Consider the following 19,436-nt stretch of genomic DNA (forward strand, 5'->3'; position numbering starts at 1 on the left):
TCACAGCGAAAGATGAACAATTGAGTGGGGTTTCTGCGTTTTTCCTGTGCGTTTACTGGACGCGAACTTTGGTTATGTGGCGAACTCCGCCGGTGGTCCTAGGTCCGGCCTCGGCCCGACGCCCGATGCGGCCGGCGGCGACGGGAGATTAGCGTTTCGAGCGTGCCGAACACATCCCTTGCCACGTCCCCGATCACTGTCCCGTCGCCCGCCGGGCATGCTGAGGGGGTGAGCAACGACGAGTTCCGCGCCGCCATGTCCCGGCTGGCCGCGGGCGTGGTCCTGGTGACCGCGCAGGAGCCGCCGCTGGACCCCGACGACCCGTCGGCGCCGGCCGGCGAGGACGTCGGCATGACGGCGACGGCCTTCCTGTCGGTCTCCCTCGACCCGCCCCTGGTGCTGGTCAGCCTGCGCACCGGCGCCCGCATGGACGACCTGCTCGAGGAACAGCCCCTGTGGGGGGTCTCGGTCCTCTCCGAGAGCCAGCGCCACATCGCCGGCCGCTTCGCCATGAAGGGCCGCATCAGCGACCGCCTGCTCTTCGAGGACATCCCGTACGTCCGCGGCAAGGCGACCGGGGCACCCCTGGTGGGCGGCGCCCTGGCGACCCTGGAGTGCCGCACCGAGCAGCGGGTGATCGCCGGCGACCACACCCTGGTGATCGGCCGCGTCCTGACGGCGGACGTACCGAGCGCGGACGGGGGGCCGCTGACGTACTTCCGGGGCCGCTACCGTCAGTTGGGCTGACCCGCGGCACGCAAAATCCGTGGCACACGCGCGTGGCCCGCTCCTAGGGTGCGCGCATGACGACGACCGGCCCCCGCCTCGAACAGATCACCACCGCCAACCTGGAGACCGCCCTCACCGTCCACGTCCGGCCCGACCAGGAGCACGCGGTCGCGCCGGTCGCCCATTCCCTCGCCGAGGCCTACGTCCGTCCCCCGGACGTCGCCTGGCCCCGGCTGATCGTCGACGGTGACCGGGCCGTCGGCTTCCTGATGGCCTTCTTCGACATCGACTGGAACCAGGACGGCACGCTCTTCCGCTCGGGGCTGTGGCGGCTGAACATCGCGGCCGGTGAACAGGGGCGCGGATACGGGCGGTTCGCGGTCGCGTCGGTGGCAGAGGAGATCCGCCGCCGGGGCGGGAAACAGTGCTATGTCACATGGCACCCCGGCCCCGACGGCCCGGAGGGCTTCTACCTGGGCCTCGGCTTCCGCACCACGGGCGAGACGAGCGGTGGTCAGACCGTCGGTGTGCTGGATCTCACCTAGGGCCCTCTTCCACGAGCTCTACGTCCTGCTCGGCCACGCGCGCGTGGTCCGTCACGATCTCGATCACCGCGATCCGGTCCCGTACGAACGTGAAGGCGAGCGTACGGTCCAGCTCCCCCTCCACGTACACCGCGAGGCCCGTACGGCCGCCGATCAGGGCGGGGCGGGCCAAGTAGCCGAAGTGCCGGAAGCTGGAGGCGCCCCTGGCCACCGCGACCGCGCCGGTGGTCACACCCACCTCGGTGCGGGCGACGACGTCCGGGTCCAGCAGCTCCACCAGCGCCTCGAAGTTCCCCTCCCGCGCGGCCGCCAGGAAGGCGTTCACGACCCTCCGCTGCCGTACCCGGTCGGTGTCCGGAGCCTGCGCCCCCTGCACCCGCCGACGCGCCCGGCTGGCCAGCTGCCGCGCCGCCACGGGGCTGCGCCCGACGATGTCCGCGACCTCCTCGTAGGACACCGCGAAGAGGTCGTGCAGCACGAACGCCAGCCGCTCCGCGGGCGTCAGCGTCTCCAGGACGACCAGCAGCGCGACCCCCACGGAGTCCGCGAGCAGCGCGTCCCGCTCGGGGTCGGCGGCGGAGACCTCCGCCACGCGCGCGTGCGTCTCCAGCGGCTCCTCCGCGCGGGACTTGCGCGAGCGCAGCATGTCCAGGCAGACCCGGCCCACCACGGTCGTCAGCCAGCCGCCGAGGTTGTCCACCCGCCCGGCGTCGGTACGGCTCAGCCGGAACCAGGCCTCCTGCACCGCGTCGTCGGCCTCGGCGGCCGACCCGAGCATGCGGTAGGCGACGGCCCGCAGATGGCTCCGGTGGGATTCGAAGCGCCGGGCGAGGAATTCATTCCCGTCCGCATTACCGGCCTCGGCATTACGGGCCGCCCCTGCGGGAAATTCGCTGGCGTCCATACTCGTCACTCCTCACACCCCGGTCCGCTGTCGACGACATGACGAACGGAGGGGCCCGTATGTGACAGAGGACGTTCTACGAATGCGCCAAGCGTGCTTTTCCCGCCCGGGGCCTATCCCCAGTCCCGGCCGGACCGCCCCCGCTTCGTCTCGGACCGCTGCTTCTTCTCCCGCAGCCTCCGCTCGTTGATCCCGCGCGGAATCCGGGTGGGCCGGCGCGGCTTCGGCGGCGGCGCGCTCGCCTCGGCGAGCAGGGCGGCCAGCCGTACGGCGGCGGTCTCACGGTTGCGCCACTGCGAGCGATGCTCGGACGCGCGTACGACGACCACGCCGCCGTCGACCAGGCGGCCGGCCAGCCGCTCCAGCGCCCGCGCCTTCCACACCCCGGGCAGCGCCTCGGTGTTGGCCAGGTCGAAGCGCAGCTCCACCTGGGAGTCACTGGTGTTGACGTGCTGGCCTCCCGGCCCCGACGACCGCGAGAAACGCCACATGAGCTCGGCCTCGGGAAGCGAGACGGAGCCGCGGATGAGGTAGGGACCGGACATGTCCCCTATGGTCGCGCGTCTGACCGGCACACGTCACGCGATTAACGTTCACCCGAAGTTCGGTAAAGAAAGTAAAGAGAGCTGGAACCTTCCGTACCCCTCGTGGCGTTCATACGGGTAGCTGTAGCTTCAAGCCCGTACGCGGTACCGCGCCGTACGCACACGAGGGAAAGGACTCCCAACCATGGCTGTAAGCCTGTCCAAGGGTGGCAACGTCTCGCTCACCAAGGAGGCTCCGGGCCTGACCGCCGTCACCGTGGGCCTCGGCTGGGACGTCCGCACCACCACCGGCACGGACTTCGACCTCGACGCCTCCGCCATCGCGGTCAACGCGCAGGGCAAGGTCTACTCGGACGCCCACTTCGTCTTCTTCAACAACAAGCAGACCCCGGACAACACCATCGTCCACACCGGCGACAACCGCACGGGCGAGGGCGAGGGCGACGACGAGGCGATCAACGTCAACCTGGCGGCCCTCCCGGCCGACATCGACAAGATCGTCTTCCCCGTCTCCATCTACGACGCGGAGACCCGCTCGCAGAACTTCGGCCAGGTCCGCAACGCCTACATCCGCATCGTCAACCAGGCCGGCGGCGCCGAGATCGCCCGCTACGACCTCTCCGAGGACGCGGCCACGGAGACGGCGATGGTCTTCGGCGAGCTGTACCGCAACGGCGCGGAGTGGAAGTTCCGCGCGGTCGGCCAGGGCTACGCGTCCGGCCTGGTCGGCATCGCCCAGGACTTCGGCGTCAACGTCTGACGCACGCTGCGCTGAGCGGGAGCCCCTTGGCTGCGGTTCGCCGCGGCCGGGGGCTCCGGCGTCACGCCTGGGACACGAAGGCGGTCCAGGTGGTGGGGGTGAAGGTCAGTCGGGGGCCCGTGGTGTTCTGCTTGGAGTCGCGGACGTGGATCGTGCGGGGTGCTATGGCGATCTCGACGCAGGAGTTGCCGTCATTGCCGCTGCTGTAGCTGCTTTTGAACCACGCCAGTTCAGGGGCGTCCTCGGCAGCGGGCTTGCGGATCATGTTTCTCCCAGCAGTTGCTCGATGCGGGCCAATGACTCCCCTGGTGAGAGAGCCTGCGCCCGGATGGTGCCATACCGCAGCTCAAGGATGCGCAGCTGTTTCGGGTCTGATGTCGGGCGGCCGTTGAACGCGCCGTCGGAGCGCCCCACGGCCGTACCGTCCGGGAACTTCAGCACCTCGATCGTCCCGTCCAAGCCGGAATGAACCTCGCAGTTCAACGGCATCACCTGAAGTACGACGTTGTGCAACCGGCCGACTTCAAGCAGGTGTTCGAGCTGCCGTCGCCACACCATTGTGCCTCCGATAGGACGCCGTAGCGCCGCTTCTTCCAGCACGAAGTGGATCGACGGAGCCGGATCGCGTTCGAAGACGGATTGCCGAGCCAAGCGAGCCGTGACCATGCGTTCCACATCGTCCGGCGAGTAGGGCGGCTGAGCCGCTGAGATCACCGCCCTGGCGTGATCCGGCGTTTGCAACAACCCATGCACGCTGTTGCACTCATACACGCCGATCTCGACCGCCATGGCCTCCAGCTTCCCCAGCTCCCGAACCTTCTTCGGGTACCGGACCTTCTTCACGTCCTCCCAGGTCGCCGAGATCAGCCCACCCGCGCCCAGCACCTCGTCCGCCCTGTCCAGATACTCCTGTCGGGGAATCCGCTTGCCGCCCTCGATCTTGTAGACGAGATCCTCGCCGTACCCCACCGCCGTCCCGAAGTCGGCGGCGCGCATGCCGACCGCCTCCCGGCGCAGCTTGATCTGGCGCCCGACGGTCGCGATGACGGCGACACCCCACTCGTCGTCCGGGTCCACCTCCCAACCCGGCTCGTCCGCCTCGGTCTTGAGCCGCCCCGTGTCCACCGACATTCCGCACCCCTCCGCCACATCGCCGCCTCCCGACGCCCTACCCCTACAACCGCCGCGGACAGCCCGGACACCACCGGACAAGCTCCGGACAGTCACCGTACGCAACGGCGTCGTCACTGTTCACGGTAGGCGCACATGGCCACGCTGAGTGACGTGAATCAGCAAACCGCCACCCCCGTCCGCAGTTTCAGCGTCCTGCTGTCCCCCACCCCACGCGGAGCGCGCCTGGCCCGGCTGCTGGCAACGGAACAACTGCGCGCCTGGGGGCTCCCGTTGGACCCGGCGGCACTGATCGTCGCCGAACTCGCCAACAACGCCGCCACTCACGGCCGTGTACCCGGCCGGAACTTCCAACTCCTGCTCTACGTCGTCGGCGCCACCCTGCGTATCGAGGTCACGGACACCCGGGGCGACCGCATGCCCCGCCGGCAAGCACTCGCTCCCGATGGCGAGTCCGGCCGGGGCCTGCTCCTCGTGGACGCTCTCGCCGAGCGCTGGGGAGTGACCCGGGACCGACCGCCTCGTAAAACGGTCTGGGCGGAGTGCGCTGCGCACCGTACGTGAACGAATCGTCACGGCAGGTGAGTTCAGCAGGTAAGATCGACCCGTGACGCACCCGATGGGTGCGTCCTCCCTTCCCTCCGGGCCCCACCTCTTCGGGGCCCGGCCCGACGAGAGCGGTCCCGGGACCGTGCAGTGGCCGCCTCACGTCGAAGGGAGGACGCCCCCTGATGGGCGGTCACGAGGAGCAGAAACCGACTATCGCCATGCGGCTGATCCGACTCCTGCCGGAGCGGGCAGCGAAGTGCGCGAGGAGGTGGCTGCTCTGGTGGCTCAGCAGGTAGCCGGATATCCCCACAGGTCCTGGGGACATCCGACAGGCTCCTGATGAGCCGGGCCCCCGTTCGGAGTTAGCGCTCCGGCGGGGGCCCACCTGCTTCGGTGGCTCAGCAGGTAGCCGGATATCCCCACACGGCCTGGGGACATCCGACACGCTCTTGCTGAGCTGAGGCCTCCGCCTGGACAACCGGTCCGGGTGGGGGCCCTCCTTGTGTCCAAGTACAGCACAGGGGACGCCGCGGCGGCACCCGGAATCACCGGAGTGCGACCCTCCGTACTCCGGTCTGACCTGCGCTCCCTATGAACTACCCACTGGCGATAAAGCACCCGACCAAGCCCCACCCCTCCCTCCCGCCGGGCAGACTCACCCCCGGGAGTGAATAGGCCCAACTCGGCCCCGTTACCCGTTATGGCCTGCGGATCACCCCGTGTAGCCCGCGGGCGTCTCGGGCCGTCGACGCCCGCTACTGTCCTGCCATGCTCCTCGAACCGCTCTCGCCCAAGGACGGTGCCCTTCCCGCCGAGCTGCTCACCGAACTCGCCGCGCTCTACACCTCCAACCGCGAGTTCCACGCCCTCAGCGGTGACTTTCCCGACCCGGACGACATCCGGCCGGAGCAGGTCGCGGTCGCGCTCGCCGACGAGCTGGTGAATCCGGACGTCGACGTGCTGCTCGCCCGCAGTGAGGGAGCGCTGGTCGGTATCGCCGTCACGCTGGCCCACCACCCCGACCCGGCCGACCCGGACCCGTGGATCGGGCTTCTGATGGTGGACGCCGGGGTCCAACGGCGCGGATACGGACGGCGGTTGGCTTCGCTCGTCGAGGACCGTTTCCGCACGGCGGGCCGAACCGCCGTACGGCTCGCCGTACTCGACGCCAACCCCAAGGGCCTCGCCTTCTGGACCGCCCTCGGTTACGAGGTGATCGACCATCGGCGGGACCTGCAACGCGGCCGTCCCTGCGCCGTGTTGCGCAAGGTGCTGCGCACACCCCGCCGCGCGGCCCGTGGACGACCCTCGCCGGCACCGGACTCGGCGCACTGATCGGTGTCGGCTCGCAGCGGGCGGCCCGCGCCGCGATGCGCCGGGAGCTCGAACGGCGGGTGTGATGGGAGCCGTTCACGGGTGGGCCGGTTTGCCCTCGCCGTACAGCCACTGCTTCCAGATGGGGGCGAAGTCCTTGTCCGGGGCCGCCTTCTCGACGTACGCCGTGAAGTCCGCCGTGTCCGCGTTGCCGTGGCGGTGGGCGGCGGCCCAGCCCTGGATGATGTCGTAGAAGGTGTCGTCGCCGACCGTCTGGCGGATCTTGTGCAGGACCATCGCCCCGCGTTCGTAGACCGGGGCGTCGGAGATGTGGGCGGCGCCGCTCGGCTCGGCGGGCGGGAAGGACCAGAGGTCTGGGTGGTCGTCCTCGCCGTGGGCGTAGAGCGCGTCGAAGGTCTGCTGGGCGGTGTCGCCGTCGTGGTCCTCGTCCCACAGCCACTCGGCGTAGGTCGCGAAGCCCTCATTGAGCCACATGTCCCGCCAGCTCTTCGGCGTCACAGAGTCGCCGTACCACTGGTGGGCCAGCTCGTGGACGAGCGTGCCGGTGTCGGGGGCGGAGGGGAACACCGGCCGGTTCTGCGTCTCCAGGGCGTAGCCGACGTCCTTCGCGTCGTCGACGATCGCGCCGGTGGAGGAGAACGGGTACGGGCCGAAGTTGTACTCCTCCCACTCGATGATCTCGGGCAGCCGCGCGAGCACGTCGCGGCTCGCCTTCGCCTGCGTCGGGTCCACGGCCACGTACACGGGCAGACGGTCCTTGCCGATCGTGGAGCGGCTGATGTCGTAGTGGCCGACGGCGACCGTGGCGAGGTAGCTCGCCATCGGTTCGGGCGTGTGCCAGGTGAAGGTCGTACGGCCCCCGGTGGTCGTCTCGCCGGTCAACTCCCCGTTGGACACCGCCTGCAGACCCTTCGGCACGGTCACCGCGATGTCGTACGACGCCTTGTCGGACGGGTGGTTGTTCCCGGGGAACCACGCCATCGCACCCGTCGGCTCGCCGAGGGCGAGGGCGCCGTCCGTGGTGGGCAGCCAGCCCTCCTGGGAGCCGTCGGGGTCGGTGATGGCCTGCGGGGTGCCGGAGTAGCGGACGGTGACGCGGAAGGTCTCCCCGTCGTCCAGGTCGTCGTGCGGGCGGACGGTGAGCTCCTGGCCGGCCCGGTTGAAGCGGGCGCTGCGGCCCTCGACGGTGACCTCCTGGACGTCCAGGCCCTTGAGGTCCAGGTCGAACGCGGAGAGGTTCTGGGTGGCACGGGCCGTGAGGGTCGCGGTGCCCGTCAGCCGGCCGGCGCCGTGCGGGTCGCAGGCGAGCCGCAGGTCGTAGTGGCCGACGTCGTATCCGCCGTTGCCCGCCTTCGGGAAGTACGGGTCGTGCACACCCGGGCCGCCGGGGGTGCCGTGGACCCCGCCCGAGCACGCGGTCAGGGCGAGGGCGAGGAGGACGGCGGGGACGATACGTACGGATCGGGGCACCCCAGTGATCCTAAGGCGGCGTGACACCATCTCGTACGTGCTCGACATCGGCTACGCCCTCTCCAACCGCTTCCCCGATCCGCCGCAGACGGACTACCGGCGTGCGGACGTCCACGCCCTGCGCCACGACCTGTTCTGCGGGGACGTCTATCTCGCCGACACCGACAAGGACCGGGAACTGTCCACAGCCTGGGGATGGGTGCCGGTGCTGGACTTCGCGTGGGCGCTGTGCGACATCGTCGAACGGCTCGACCGGGACCCGGCGGGCTCGCGGGCGTCCCGGCCCCAGCGCGCCGAGCTCGACTTCACCGAGTCCACCGACCGCATGCTCTTCGAGCGCCGCTTCGGCTGGGTGGACATCGAGGCCGACTGGATGCCGGCCGAGGAACCCCCGCTGACCTTCTCCCACTCCGAACTGCGCCGTGAGGCACGGGACTTCCTGCACGACCTGATCGCCGACCTGGTCGACCTGCACGACGACCTCGGCGAGAACCCGGCGATCTGGACCCTCCAGGCCCGCTTCCCGAGGATCTCCTAGCCGATCGGCAGCAGCTCCTCCGCCTTCGTCTCGTGCGGGAGCCCGCCCAGTGACAGATAGTGGTAGCCCGTGCTCAGCCGGCACGCGTTCAGGCCCAGGCAGAGCATCGCGTCGTAGTGCTGGGTGTTGGCGAAGACGTACCGGCCGTCCTCGCCGTCCCCCGGGTCGAGGGGCGTGCCCCGCAGCACGGCCTCCAGCGCCTGCCGGTCCACCGGGCCGAAGGCCAGCGGGACGAAGGCCTCCGGGTCGGCGCCGACCGGCTCGGGGTGTCCCCCGCCGCCGTCGGGAGCGTCGTCGGCGACCGGGTTCTCCTCCTCGCCGGTCTCCGTGTCACCGAAATACCCCGGCCACGAGTCGTACTCGTGTCTCAGCCGCCCGTCCTCGTACACCCGCATGACCAGTACGTCCGAGTCGAAGACGTACGCCCCCAGAGCAGGCACCCCCAGCAGCCCGCTCAGCGGGCCCGCCACTTCGAGCGCGTCCGTCTCCGGGTCCGGGTACACGACGGTGTGTCCCGGCCCGACCGGCAGCGCGTACCCCCGGATGCCCGCCCCGCCGAGCAGCGGCACCACCTCCTCGCACGGCCGCGCCACCACCACGTTGCCGTAGAAACTGCCCACGTTCAGCCCTCCACCCGAATCCCCATCTGTGCCGCCAGCACCGGCGCCAGATCCATCAGTTGGGACGGACTGATCACCGCCCCCGCCAGTCGCTCCACCCCGGCCGAGATCCCCAGCTCGGCCGCCGCTCTCAGATCGACGTCCTTCAGCTCCACTCCCGTGAGGTCGGCGCCCTTGAGGACGCAGTCCACGAACTCCACCCGCTCGAGCCTGGCACCCCCGAAGTCCGGCTCCACCAGGACGCAGCTCTCGAAGACGACGTCCTTGAGCCGGGCCGCGCGCAGGTTCAGATAGTCGATCTTGCCGCCCCGGACCACCACCCGCTCCAGCACGGCGCCGTGCATCTGCGTCCCGCCCAGGCGCGCGTCGACCACCTCCACGTCGCGCAGCGTCACCTCCGCCAGGTCCGTCCCCACGCCCCGCAGCCCCGTCAGCACGGAGTCCAGGACGCGCGCGTGATGCAGCCGCGTCTCGTCCACCGCGCACCCGGTCAGCGCGCAGTCCATGAAGCGGGCGCCCCCGCCGTCCTGCCCGGCCAGGTCCGCCTCCCGGAACTCCAGGCCGTCATAGTCCCCGTCCGGCTCCAGCTCCCCCTCCGTGAAGGGCTCCAGCGGGGGCAGCCGGATCTCCGGTCGCCGCGCCCCCTTCACCGCCGTACCGCCGGCCCCGCCGGTGCCAACCGCCGCTCGTCTCACCATGCCCCCATGCTGCACCCCGCCACTGACAACAGCTCTGACCTGCAAGAACCATCCCTCATGTCACATTCCGGGCCCGCGGATCGTCGTAGTCGCAGGAAAACGAGAAGCGTCGCAACCCGAGCCCCCACCCGAGCCCCCAACGAGGAAGACGCAGAAACGCGCCCCTTCCCTGACTCCGACCCGACTGCGATCCGAATCCGACTCCGATCCGAATCCGACTCCGATCCGACTCCGATCCGAGGGAGAGTCCGAACGATGCACCGCCCCCGAACCACGCACCGCCTCACCGTCATCGGCGGCGACCACGACGGGCGCACCGGTCGGCAGGGAGTCGACGCGTGCTCTCGGAGGTGTCCTTCAACAGCGCCCTCACCGCGGTGTCCCTGGCCCTCGGCCACCACCGTCTTGACCTCAAGCGCGCTTGAGGTCGAAGAGTGGGCGCAGGAACCAGTGACCGGACCTGCCGACCGGCGACCGGCGACCGGCGACCGGCGATCAAGCCCACCGCCCAGGCCCGCCGACAACCGATGGGGGATTCTCCATGCGCGCCATCCGACTGCATGCCTTCGGCCCCGCCGAGAAGCTCACCTACGAGGAGGTCGAGGACCCGGTGCCGGGCCCCGGGCAGGTCCGTGTCGCCGTCGAAGCGGCGGGGGTGCACCTGCTCGACACCGCCCTGCGTGAGGGCGCGCGGGGACCGCTGCCCGCACCGTCCGCCCTTCCCACGATCCCCGGCCGGGAGGTCGCCGGTGTCGTCGAGTCCCTCGGCGAGGGCGTCGCCGAGCTGTGGCTGGGCAGGCGCGTGGTCGCCCACCTGGGGTTCGCGCCGGGTGGCTACGCGGAACTCGCCGTCACCGACGTCGACCGGGTGCACGAGATCCCGCAGAACCTGGACTTCGCCGAGGCGGTCGCGATGATCGGCACGGGTCGTACGGCCATGGGGATCGTGCAGTTCGCCGAGTTGGGCCCGGACGCCGTGGCCGTGATCCCCGCGGCGGCCGGCGGCATCGGCACGCTGCTCGTGCAGTACGCGAAGAACGCCGGCGCCACGGTGATCGGCCTCGCGGGCGGCCCGGAGAAGGCGGCCCGCGTCGAGGCGGGCGGCGCCGATCTCGCCGTCGACTACCGGGACCCGGAGTGGCCCGGGAAGGTTCGGGCCTGGCTCGGCGGCCGCCCCGCCACCGTCGTCCTCGACGGCGTGGGTGGCGAGATCGCCCGGGAAGCCGTCGCTCTGCTCGGGCCTGGCGGCAAGCACATCGTCTTCGGCTGGTCCTCCGGGGGCGTCCGCGACGGCTCGCCCTACCTCGTCGAGGGCGTCTCGCAGCAGGTCCTCGGCCCGGTCATGACGAGGAACGCCTCCATACGGACCCTCGAACTCCGCGCCCTCGCCGAGGCCGCCGCGGGCCGACTGACCCCCGCCGTCCAGCGCTTCCCGCTCGCCGAAGCGGCAGCCGCGCACCACGCACTGCAAACCCGCCGGACAACCGGAAAGGTGGTACTGGAGCCATGACCAGCCGCAAGCCGCTCCCAGATGCGATACGTCCCGATACATGGTCTTCTGACCAGGTGGCCGTCACCCGAACAGGCGAACCCGCGGGCGCCGACCCCCGCCGCTGGTGGGGCCTGGTCGTCATCGCGCTCGCGCAGCTCATGGTGGTCCTGGACGCGACCATCGTGAACATCGCGCTGCCGTCCGCACAGCGCGACCTGGGGATGTCCGACGGCAACCGGCAGTGGGTGATCACCGCCTACACGCTCGCCTTCGGCGGCCTCCTCCTGCTCGGCGGCCGGATCGCCGACCTCGTCGGCCGCAAGCGGACCTTCATCATCGGGCTGATCGGCTTCGCCGCCGCCTCCGCGCTCGGCGGCGCCGCCACCGGCTCGGGCATGCTCTTCGGCGCCCGCGCGCTGCAGGGCGCCTTCGCCGCGGTGCTCGCCCCCTCCGCGCTGTCGCTGCTGACCACGACCTTCACCGACCCCAAGGAACGCGGCAAGGCCTTCGGCATCTACGGCGCCCTGGCCGGCAGCGGCTCGGCGATCGGGTTCATCGTGGGCGGTCTGCTCACCGAGTACCTGAACTGGCGCTGGTGCCTGTACGTCAACATCCCCATCGCGGCCGTCGCCGTCTTCGGCGCCTTCGCGCTGCTGCACGACCGTCCCGGCCACTCCGGCGCCCGGCTCGACGTGCCGGGAGTGCTGCTGGGCTGCGGCGGGCTGGTCGCGATCGTGTACGGCTTCAGCGAGGCCCAGCCGCGCGGCTGGACCGACCCGTTGGTGCTGACGCTGTTCGCGCTGGGCCTCGTCCTGCTCGTGGCCTTCGTGTGGTGGCAGAACCGGGCGCCCATGCCGCTGCTCCCGCTGCACATCGTCAAGGACCGCAACCGGGCCGGCTGCTTCCTGACCATGGGGCTCGCCACGATCGGGATGTTCGGCCTGTTCCTGTTCATGACGTACTACCTGCAGGTCGTGCTCGCCTTCTCACCGGTGAGGACGGGTCTGGCGTTCCTGCCGCTGACGGCCGCGATCATCATCGGGTCCACGCAGATCTCCGCGCGGCTGATGAACCACGTCCCGCCGCGCACGCTCATGGTGCCCGGCATGGTCCTCGCCGCGGGCGGCATGCTGCTGCTCACCCGGATGACGGTCGACTCCTCCTACGCCACCGAGATCCTGCCCGCCCTGATCCTCATGGGGCTCGGCATGGGTCTGACCTTCATGCCGGTCTTCGCCACCGCCACCGCGGGCGTCGCCCCGCAGGACTCCGGGGTGACCTCGGCGACCGTCAACACCTCGCAGCAGGTGGGCGGTTCGATCGGTACGGCACTGCTGAACACGATCGCCACCAGCAGCGGCGCGACCTACATCGCCGCGCATCTGCACAACCCCGCCCAGCGGGCCCAGGTCGTCAAGGAGGGCGTCGTGCACGGCTACACGATCGCCATCTGGTGGGCCGTCGGCATCATGCTGCTGGCCGGGCTGGTGGCGGGGCTGATGGTGACGGCGAAAGCCCCGAAGCACGGGGCGCCGGCCGAGGCGCCGGTGCCGGAACCGGTGGCGTGACGGCGGGGGCACACAAGCGGGGAGGGGCCGCTCGGACCGCGGGCCCCTCCCCTTTTCCTGTCCCCTTTGTCTCAGCCGTTCACCGCAGGGCGTTCACCGTAGGCGCCGTACGTCGATCGCCCAGATCCCGCGGCCGTGCGTGGCCGCGTACAGGCGTCCGTCCGGGCCGGTGCGCAGCTGCATGACCGCGGTGGTCGGCAGGTTGTCGCCGGCCACCCGCCAGCCCTTCGAGCCCGGCGTCCGCACCAGCACCCCGAGGTCCGTGCCCAGGGCGATCGTGCCGCCCTTCAGCAGCGCGACGGAGTTGGCCGGTACGTCCGGCAGGTTCCCGGAGACGTCCTTCCAGGTGGCTCCCCCGTCCCGGGTCTCGAAGAGGTGGCCGACGCCCGCGCCGGGGCCCTCGGTCCACTTCCGCGAGAAGCCGTTGACGGCGAGCAGGACGTGGTCGGAGTTCTTCGGGTCGATCGCCAGACCGGAGAGGTAGCGGTTGGGGACCGTGCCGTCGACGGGCAGGTTCAGCTGGTGCCAGCCGGTGCCGTCGGCGTTGCCCACCGCGATGCCGCGGGTGAAGCCCTGGTTGTTGCAGGGCCCGCACCAGGCGGCGTACACCTTGCCGCCGGAGGAGGCGACCGCCGTGGCGGTGTGCCCCGCGCCGAGGTCGAAGGCGTTGATCCACTCGCTGCCGCTGCGGATCGCGTAGCCCTTGGTGTTGATCCACACGTGCCGGCCGCCGGCGACCCAGGTGTCCGGGTTCTTGATGTCGGCGTTCAGCGGGGCGATGAAGCGGGCCTCGCTGGTGGCGTTGTCGGGCGGGGCGACCGAGTAGGTCGTCGCCTTCGACGGGTCGGTCACCCAACTGCCGTCGTTGACCGCGCAGTTGTTGGTGACGGACACGGCGAGGTAGACGTACTCCTGGGCGATGTTGCAGCCGTTGGCGGGGTCGGTGATCGTGTCGCCGCCGTCGCCGCCGAAGTTGGAGCCCATCACCCGGTCGCCGGGCCGCAGTTGGGACTGCCCGTTGTCCTGGAGCCCGCCGGTGATCGCGAGGCCCTTGCGGGACGGGTCGACGCCGACGCCGACCGAGTAGTACTGCAGGGCGTCCATCGTGCCGTCGTTCAGGGACCGCCAGTCGGTGGCGTGACCGGAGGCGTCCGCGCTGCCGTTGAGCGGGCGGCGGAAGGCTCCGCCGTCGTCGCCGACGATGACGTACGGGGCCTTGCCGTCGCTGCCGATCGCGACCGAGTGCTGGTCGGCGTGGACGGTCTGGTGGCAGTCACCGGTCTGCTTGCCCGGGTCGATGGACCAGCAGGGGAAGCCGAAGTTCCAGTACGGGCCCGGGACGCTCCAGCTCTTGCCGCCGTCCTTGGTCTCGAAGACCTCCTCCAGACCCGCGTACACATGGTCCGGGTTCTTCGGGTCGACGGTGAGGAACTGGTTGTACCAGGCCTGGATGCCGGGCTGGTATCCGGCGCCGGTGAGCGCCGAACCCGAGTCGCGCAGCTGCTGGTAGGTGGCGATGCGGGTCCAGGGGCCGGTCGGCGAGCCGGACTTGGAGACGAAGATGCCCTCCAGCCCGCTGTCCGGGTTTTCCGCGGTCTGCTCCGGCGACTGGTCGATGGCGTAGTACCGCGACCCGTCCGCGCTGCGCGCGAAGGTCACGTTGCCGACGTCCTCCGCGTTGCTCGGCAGGTCCCCGAGCCCGGTCAGCCGCTGCCAGCTCCCCCCGGACTTCGCGTAGAAGCCGTTGTAGTCGTCGCCGCCGCGCCAGCCGACCGCGAGCACGACCTTGTCCGGGTCCTTCGGATCGACGGCGATGTCACTGGTGATGTTCTTGTACGGGGCGTTGGGATCGCTCGCCTTGGCGTGACCCGGCAGATAGTCCGGGTTGGGGGCGAACTCCAGCTTCCAGCGGCCCTTCAGCGTCCTGGTGCTGTGGCTCCACACGCCCTCGGTGGTCGCCGCCCACACCTTGTCCCCGGCGAACCGCAGCGCGTTGATCGACTTCGACTCCAGCTCGTCACCGCCGACCCGGTCCCGTTTGCCGAACCTGCCGTGCCGGGGGTCGTCCAGGACGTAGACGCCGGTGCCCAGGAAGGAGGTCGCGCTGGTGTTGGCCTCGCCGGTGGCGTACCAGAGCCGCCCCCGGCCGTCCAGCTCCAGGTCACCGGTGGACAGGGCGGGCAGCCCGTCGGAGATGTTCGTCCAGTGACCGCCGCCCGAACGGGACCGGAAGACACCGCCGTTGGCCGACCCGGCGTACACGTACCCGTGGTTGTCGGCCGCGAGCCCGGTCACCCGCCCGGTCACCTTCCCGGCCCCGCCACTGGAGTTGGAGTTGATGTCCCGGTAGCGCGGATCGTCGGAGTCGTAGGGCAGCCGGGTCAGATCGCTCCAGCTTCCCTTGGTGTGCGGCAGATCGGACAGAGCGTCGTACGCCGCCCCGTACGCCCCCGGCGCCACGATCCCCGGCGAGGTGCGCGCCTCCGCGTACTGGTCGGCCTGCTCGGCCTCCTCCTGCGCCTCACCCCCGTCATCGTCGTCCTCGGCCTCCGCGAAAGCCGACAGACCCTTCTGCTGCTGATGCAGAAGGGCCTGCTGCCGCAGTTCCCGGACCCCGAACGGCACCCCGCCACCCGACGACGCCTGGGCCTGTGTGACCGTCAGACCCAGCGCCGCGGACGTCGCGAGCACCGCCCATACCCGTCTTCTTCGCCAGCCTTTGGCCGCCATGAAATGCCCTCCCCTGGGAGCGTGGCGTACATGTCACGAAGCTGTGGACCAGCTTTGAGGAGAAGACAGGTGCGGGAGGTGGTGGAGACGGCAATGAGACGGCAAAAACAAGCCATTTGGCGTACTGGACGGTTGACCGACGGTCCGTCAGTGCCGCCCCGCCACCCGGTCCGCGAGGCGGGCCAGGCGGGAGGAGTCGGGGGTGTGGGTGGTCAGTTCGCGGCGGTCGGCGGCCCGGTAGGTGGCGTACATGCCGTGGACGCCCAGCCAGCGGAAGGGCTCGGGTTCCCACTTGCGGACCTTGTGGCCGACCCAGGGCAGTTCGGTGAGGTCGGTCCGGCCGGCCTGGCCGGAGTCCAACTGGACCAGGTCGCGCAGGGTGCGGGCGGCGAGGTTGGTGGTGGCGACGCCCGAGCCGACGTAACCGCCCGCCCAGCCGAGGCCCGTCGAGCGGTCCAGGGTGACCGTCGCGCACCAGTCCCGGGGCACCCCGAGGACACCGGACCAGGCGTGCTCGATCCGCACACCGGCGAGGGAGGGGAAGAAGCCGACGAGGATGTCGCGCAGCGCCTCGATCGTCGTCTCCTGGGTGCGGCCGTCGTTGTCGGTGCGGGATCCGAAGCGGTACGGCGCCCCGCGACCGCCCAGCGCGATCCGGCCGTCGGCGGTGCGCTGCGCGTACATGTAGGCGTGCGCCATGTCGCCGAGCGTCTCGCGCCCCGCCCAGCCCACGGTCTCCCACTGCTCCTCGGTCAGCGGCCGGGTCGCGATCATCGAGGAGTTCATCGGCAGCCAGGTGCGCCGCTGCCCCTTGAGGTTCGCGGTGAAGCCCTCGGTGCAGCGCAGGACATAGGGCGCGCGCACGGTGCCGTACGGCGTGACCGCGTGCCGGGGGCGGATCTCCGTGACCGGCGTCGACTCGTGGATGGTCACGCCGAGCGCCTCGACGGCCGCCGCGAGCCCCTTCACCAGCTTCACCGGGTGCAGCCGCGCCCCGTGCGGGGTCCAGGTCGAACCGACGGCGCCCGCGACGCGGATCCGCTCGGCGGTCTCCTCGGCGCCGTACAGCTCGCGGTCCTTCTCGCCGTACGACAGCTCGTGCGCGTGGAAGTCCCTCAGCCGCGCCAACTGCGCGGGCGTACGGGCGACTTCGAGAACCCCGCCCTTGTGCAGATCGGCGTCGATGCCCTCTTCCCCGGCGACCCGGACGACCTCGTCGACGGTGTCGTTCATGGCCTTCTGCAGCCGTACGGCGGCCTCGTGGCCGTGCAGCTTCGCGTACCGGTCGCGGCCCGCGATCCCGTTGTAGAGCCAGCCGCCGTTGCGCCCCGAGGCGCCGTAACCGCAGAACCTCTGCTCCAGGACGGTGATCCGCAGGAAGGGCGCCGCCTTCTTCAGGTAGTACGCGGTCCACAGTCCCGTGTATCCGCCGCCGACGATCACGACGTCCGCCGACGTGTCACCGGACAGCGGCCCGCGCACCGCCGGAAGACCGTCGTCCGCGTACCAGAAGGAGATGCCACCGTTGACGACATCGCTTGCCGTAGGGCTCATGACCAGGACGTTAGCCTCTGAGAGCGGCCCATGTCTCCTTCGGATTCAGTGGTTCTCCGCGCCCTCTGGTGAGCGGATAACAGGCCAGCCCGATCAGCACGGAGGTGAAGTGGCCGAGGTCGGTGAAGGTCGGGGTGGAGGCCAGCGGAAGCCCGTAGACGACGAACACGACGGCCAGATATCCGTACCGCCACGGCACCGCGATCCGGTACGCGAGCACCGCGACCACCCCCGCCAGCGCGTAACTCACCCCGATGTCCAGGGTGTCGGCCGCCGAGTGCGGCGCCATGCCGTCCCGGATCGCCCGCAGCAGCGCGCCCTCACTGATCAGCGTCGCCAGCACGTGCGCCGCCACGCACACCATCAGCCAGCGCGCCGTCCCCAGCCAGCGCTCGGCCTGCGCGTGGAAGACCGTGTAGAGGACCACGTACGGCAGCCAGTGCCCGCTGTCGATCCACATCGCGCTCTGCAGCAGCACCCGCCCCGGGTCGTTCGACAGCTCATGGATGTTGGTGGACCGCTGCCGCAGGAAGTCCTGCTCGAACTCCGGCGACATGTGGTGCAGCGCGACGGTCGTCACGAAGAGAATGCTCAGCCAGACATACGTGCCGGGGGCGCTGCAGACGTACCTCCACACCCTGTAGCCGAGGCCCCGGTCGATTCGCATGAGGCGATTCACGCATGTGGCTAACCTCGGGCGGGTGATCGACATTCCGGACGGACTGATCGCCCAGTACGAGCGGCACGGCGGGGAGGCGGGGCGTGCCTTCGTCGCGGGGCTGCCGGAGCGGGCCGAGCGGTTCCTGGAGCAGTGGGAGCTGCGGCTGGACGGGCGGTCGATGTACGGGCGGTGCGCGCTGGTGCTGCCCGTGCTGCGGGCCGACGGCACCCGGGCCGTGCTCAAGCTCCAGGACGTCGACGACGAGACCGTCGGGGAGCCGGTCGCGCTGCGCGCCTGGGACGGCGACGGGGCCGCCCGGCTGCTGGAGTGCGACGGCGCGACGGGCACGCTGCTGCTGGAACGGCTCGACGCGGAACGCCTCCTGAACGACCTGTCCGACACTCGCGCCGCGACCCTGGTGGTCGCCGGGCTGCTGGCCCGGCTGACGGCCGTCCCGGCCCCGGCCGCCCTGCGCCGCCTCGGCGACCTCGCGCCACGGCTCCTGGACCGGGCCTCGGCGGTCCTTCCCCGGGTGCCCGACCCGGCCGAGCGGCGGCTGCTCGCGGACTGCGCGGCGGCGGTGCGGGAGGTCGCGGGCGAGCCCGGCGACCGGCTCCTGCACTGGGACCTGCACTTCGAGAACGTCCTCGGCGCCGACCGCGCCCCCTGGCTGGCCATCGACCCCAAGCCCCTCGCCGGCGACCCCGGCTTCGACCTCTTCCCGGCCCTGTGGAACCGCTTCGACGCGGACGAGGTGCGGTGGCGCTTCGACGCCATGACGGCCACCCTGTCCCTGGACCGCACCCGGGCCCGCGCCTGGACCCTGGCCCGGGTCCTGCAGAACTCGGTCTGGCAACTGGAGGAATCCCGCAGCCCCCTCCCCGAGCACCTGACCATCGCCGAACGCCTGCGGGACCACCCCGCATAGTCGGCGCCCACCGTCCGCGCCCCTGGGTCCCTGCGTCCCCGCGAGTTAGCCTCGCCGCATGATCCGTGTCGCGACGCCCGCCGACGTACCCGTCATCCGCGAGCTCATCCTGGAACTGGCGACCTACGAGAAAGTCCCCCACGAGGCCAGGGCCACCGATGCCCAGCTGCACGACGCCCTCTTCAGCGAGCGGCCCGCCGCGTACGCGCACATGGCCGTCGACGACACCACCGGCGACCCCGTGGGTTTCGCCCTGTGGTTCCTGAACTTCTCCACCTGGCGCGGAGTCCACGGCATCTACCTGGAGGACCTCTACGTCCGACCCACCGCCCGGGGCTCCGGCCACGGCAAGGCCCTCCTCACCGAACTCGCCCGCATCTGCGTCGAACGCGGCTACCAGCGCCTGGAGTGGGCCGTCCTCAACTGGAACACCCCGTCCATCGCCTTCTACGAAGCCCTCGGCGCCCGCCGCCAGGACGAGTGGTCGGTCTACCGCCTGACGGACGACGCCCTCACGGCGCTCGGCACCGACGGCAGGGCGGACGGGCCTCTCTAGCCTCGCGCTTTCGCGCGGCGGAGCGTCCGGTGGGTGATCAGAAACGCAGAGAGTGCTCCTGACCTGCAACGATGGGACTTGTCTAGGGTCCAGGTCGTCGCATGAAAGAAGCACTCTCCAGGT

Annotated in this window: 21 protein-coding genes; 10 read left to right on the top strand and 11 right to left on the bottom strand. The window is 70.7% G+C overall.

From position 1 onward, the window contains the following. Positions 1–162: 162 nt before the first annotated feature. Positions 163–747: a flavin reductase family protein gene (locus tag GRC12_RS13130; protein ID WP_208779407.1), complete on the top strand. Its 585-nt coding sequence runs from the start codon at positions 163–165 to the stop codon at positions 745–747. Between the two features lie 56 nt (positions 748–803). Beyond that, positions 804–1,274, top strand: coding sequence for a GNAT family N-acetyltransferase (locus tag GRC12_RS13135; RefSeq protein ID WP_208779408.1), 471 nt, complete (start codon positions 804–806; stop codon positions 1,272–1,274). Here the strand turns inward: GRC12_RS13135 and GRC12_RS13140 are convergent. Both GRC12_RS13140 and arfB read right to left on the bottom strand, forming a co-directional pair. Then, a complete protein-coding gene (locus GRC12_RS13140) occupies positions 1,267–2,178 on the bottom strand; it encodes a sigma-70 family RNA polymerase sigma factor (protein WP_208779409.1) in 912 nt (303 codons plus the stop codon). The two genes, GRC12_RS13135 and GRC12_RS13140, sit on opposite strands and share 8 nt — an antisense overlap. A gap of 113 nt (positions 2,179–2,291) precedes the next feature. Next, on the bottom strand, positions 2,292–2,732 hold the full coding sequence (gene arfB / locus GRC12_RS13145) for an alternative ribosome rescue aminoacyl-tRNA hydrolase ArfB (protein WP_208779426.1): 441 nt from the start codon (positions 2,730–2,732) through the stop codon (positions 2,292–2,294). Between the two features lie 175 nt (positions 2,733–2,907). Here arfB and GRC12_RS13150 point away from each other — a divergent pair, with 175 nt between their 5' ends. Continuing rightward, a complete protein-coding gene (locus GRC12_RS13150; RefSeq protein ID WP_133045677.1) occupies positions 2,908–3,483 on the top strand; it encodes a TerD family protein in 576 nt (191 codons plus the stop codon). A gap of 61 nt (positions 3,484–3,544) precedes the next feature. Here the strand turns inward: GRC12_RS13150 and GRC12_RS13155 are convergent, their stop codons facing one another. Both GRC12_RS13155 and GRC12_RS13160 read right to left on the bottom strand, forming a co-directional pair. Then, positions 3,545–3,748, bottom strand: a complete 204-nt coding sequence (locus GRC12_RS13155) for a DUF397 domain-containing protein (RefSeq protein ID WP_208779410.1) — start codon at positions 3,746–3,748, stop codon at positions 3,545–3,547. Beyond that, complete coding sequence (locus GRC12_RS13160) at positions 3,745–4,614, bottom strand: helix-turn-helix domain-containing protein (protein WP_208779411.1); 870 nt, start codon at positions 4,612–4,614, stop codon at positions 3,745–3,747. The genes GRC12_RS13155 and GRC12_RS13160 overlap by 4 nt, the downstream gene beginning before the upstream one ends. Positions 4,615–4,749: 135 nt before the next feature. On the opposite strand from GRC12_RS13160, the gene GRC12_RS13165 reads away from it, so the two are divergent. After that, positions 4,750–5,178, top strand: a complete 429-nt coding sequence (locus GRC12_RS13165; RefSeq protein ID WP_244372716.1) for an ATP-binding protein — start codon at positions 4,750–4,752, stop codon at positions 5,176–5,178. A gap of 175 nt (positions 5,179–5,353) precedes the next feature. Here the strand turns inward: GRC12_RS13165 and GRC12_RS46395 are convergent, their stop codons facing one another. Continuing rightward, positions 5,354–5,488 (bottom strand): hypothetical protein, encoded by a 135-nt coding sequence (locus tag GRC12_RS46395; RefSeq protein ID WP_280117469.1) that lies wholly within the window; start codon positions 5,486–5,488, stop codon positions 5,354–5,356. Positions 5,489–5,931: 443 nt separating this feature from the next. Between GRC12_RS46395 and GRC12_RS13170 the strand changes: the two genes are divergently transcribed. Then, positions 5,932–6,498: a GNAT family N-acetyltransferase gene (locus GRC12_RS13170; RefSeq protein WP_208779413.1), complete on the top strand. Its 567-nt coding sequence runs from the start codon at positions 5,932–5,934 to the stop codon at positions 6,496–6,498. 75 nt (positions 6,499–6,573) lie between these two features. Here the strand turns inward: GRC12_RS13170 and GRC12_RS13175 are convergent, their stop codons facing one another. Then, positions 6,574–7,998, bottom strand: a complete 1,425-nt coding sequence (locus GRC12_RS13175) for a M1 family metallopeptidase (RefSeq protein ID WP_439959883.1) — start codon at positions 7,996–7,998, stop codon at positions 6,574–6,576. A 7-nt stretch (positions 7,999–8,005) separates the two neighbouring features. Between GRC12_RS13175 and GRC12_RS13180 the strand changes: the two genes are divergently transcribed. Continuing rightward, positions 8,006–8,506 carry a hypothetical protein gene (locus GRC12_RS13180; protein WP_208779415.1) on the top strand — a complete coding sequence of 167 codons (501 nt, stop codon included), beginning with the start codon at positions 8,006–8,008 and terminating at the stop codon, positions 8,504–8,506. On the opposite strand, the gene GRC12_RS13185 is transcribed toward GRC12_RS13180, so the two are convergent. Continuing rightward, a complete protein-coding gene (locus GRC12_RS13185; protein ID WP_208779416.1) occupies positions 8,503–9,126 on the bottom strand; it encodes a hypothetical protein in 624 nt (207 codons plus the stop codon). The two genes, GRC12_RS13180 and GRC12_RS13185, sit on opposite strands and share 4 nt — an antisense overlap. A gap of 2 nt (positions 9,127–9,128) precedes the next feature. Next, on the bottom strand, positions 9,129–9,824 hold the full coding sequence (locus GRC12_RS13190; RefSeq protein WP_208779417.1) for a pentapeptide repeat-containing protein: 696 nt from the start codon (positions 9,822–9,824) through the stop codon (positions 9,129–9,131). Positions 9,825–10,365: 541 nt separating this feature from the next. Here GRC12_RS13190 and GRC12_RS13195 point away from each other — a divergent pair. Together GRC12_RS13195 and GRC12_RS13200 are read left to right on the top strand one after the other, a co-directional pair. Beyond that, the gene (locus GRC12_RS13195) at positions 10,366–11,334 is read left to right on the top strand and encodes a zinc-binding dehydrogenase (protein ID WP_208779418.1); all 969 of its coding nucleotides are present in this window, start codon (positions 10,366–10,368) and stop codon (positions 11,332–11,334) included. 56 nt (positions 11,335–11,390) lie between these two features. Further along, positions 11,391–12,884, top strand: coding sequence for an MFS transporter (locus tag GRC12_RS13200; RefSeq protein WP_308286543.1), 1,494 nt, complete (start codon positions 11,391–11,393; stop codon positions 12,882–12,884). A gap of 93 nt (positions 12,885–12,977) precedes the next feature. On the opposite strand, the gene GRC12_RS13205 is transcribed toward GRC12_RS13200, so the two are convergent. The 3 genes from GRC12_RS13205 to GRC12_RS13215 form a co-directional block, all read right to left on the bottom strand. Further along, positions 12,978–15,614, bottom strand: a complete 2,637-nt coding sequence (locus GRC12_RS13205) for a glycosyl hydrolase (protein ID WP_208779420.1) — start codon at positions 15,612–15,614, stop codon at positions 12,978–12,980. A 147-nt stretch (positions 15,615–15,761) separates the two neighbouring features. Then, entirely contained in the window at positions 15,762–17,168 is a 1,407-nt protein-coding gene (locus tag GRC12_RS13210) for an NAD(P)/FAD-dependent oxidoreductase (protein WP_208779421.1), read from the bottom strand. A gap of 10 nt (positions 17,169–17,178) precedes the next feature. Beyond that, positions 17,179–17,835, bottom strand: a complete 657-nt coding sequence (locus GRC12_RS13215; protein WP_208779422.1) for a rhomboid-like protein — start codon at positions 17,833–17,835, stop codon at positions 17,179–17,181. On the opposite strand from GRC12_RS13215, the gene GRC12_RS13220 reads away from it, so the two are divergent. Further along, positions 17,834–18,757 (top strand): aminoglycoside phosphotransferase family protein, encoded by a 924-nt coding sequence (locus GRC12_RS13220; RefSeq protein ID WP_208779423.1) that lies wholly within the window; start codon positions 17,834–17,836, stop codon positions 18,755–18,757. The two genes, GRC12_RS13215 and GRC12_RS13220, sit on opposite strands and share 2 nt — an antisense overlap. Positions 18,758–18,815: 58 nt before the next feature. Next, positions 18,816–19,313 (top strand): GNAT family N-acetyltransferase, encoded by a 498-nt coding sequence (locus GRC12_RS13225; RefSeq protein WP_208779424.1) that lies wholly within the window; start codon positions 18,816–18,818, stop codon positions 19,311–19,313. Positions 19,314–19,436 lie beyond the last annotated feature (123 nt).

Source organism: Streptomyces griseorubiginosus, from assembly GCF_017614965.1.
Lineage (GTDB): Bacteria > Actinomycetota > Actinomycetes > Streptomycetales > Streptomycetaceae > Streptomyces > Streptomyces griseorubiginosus_B.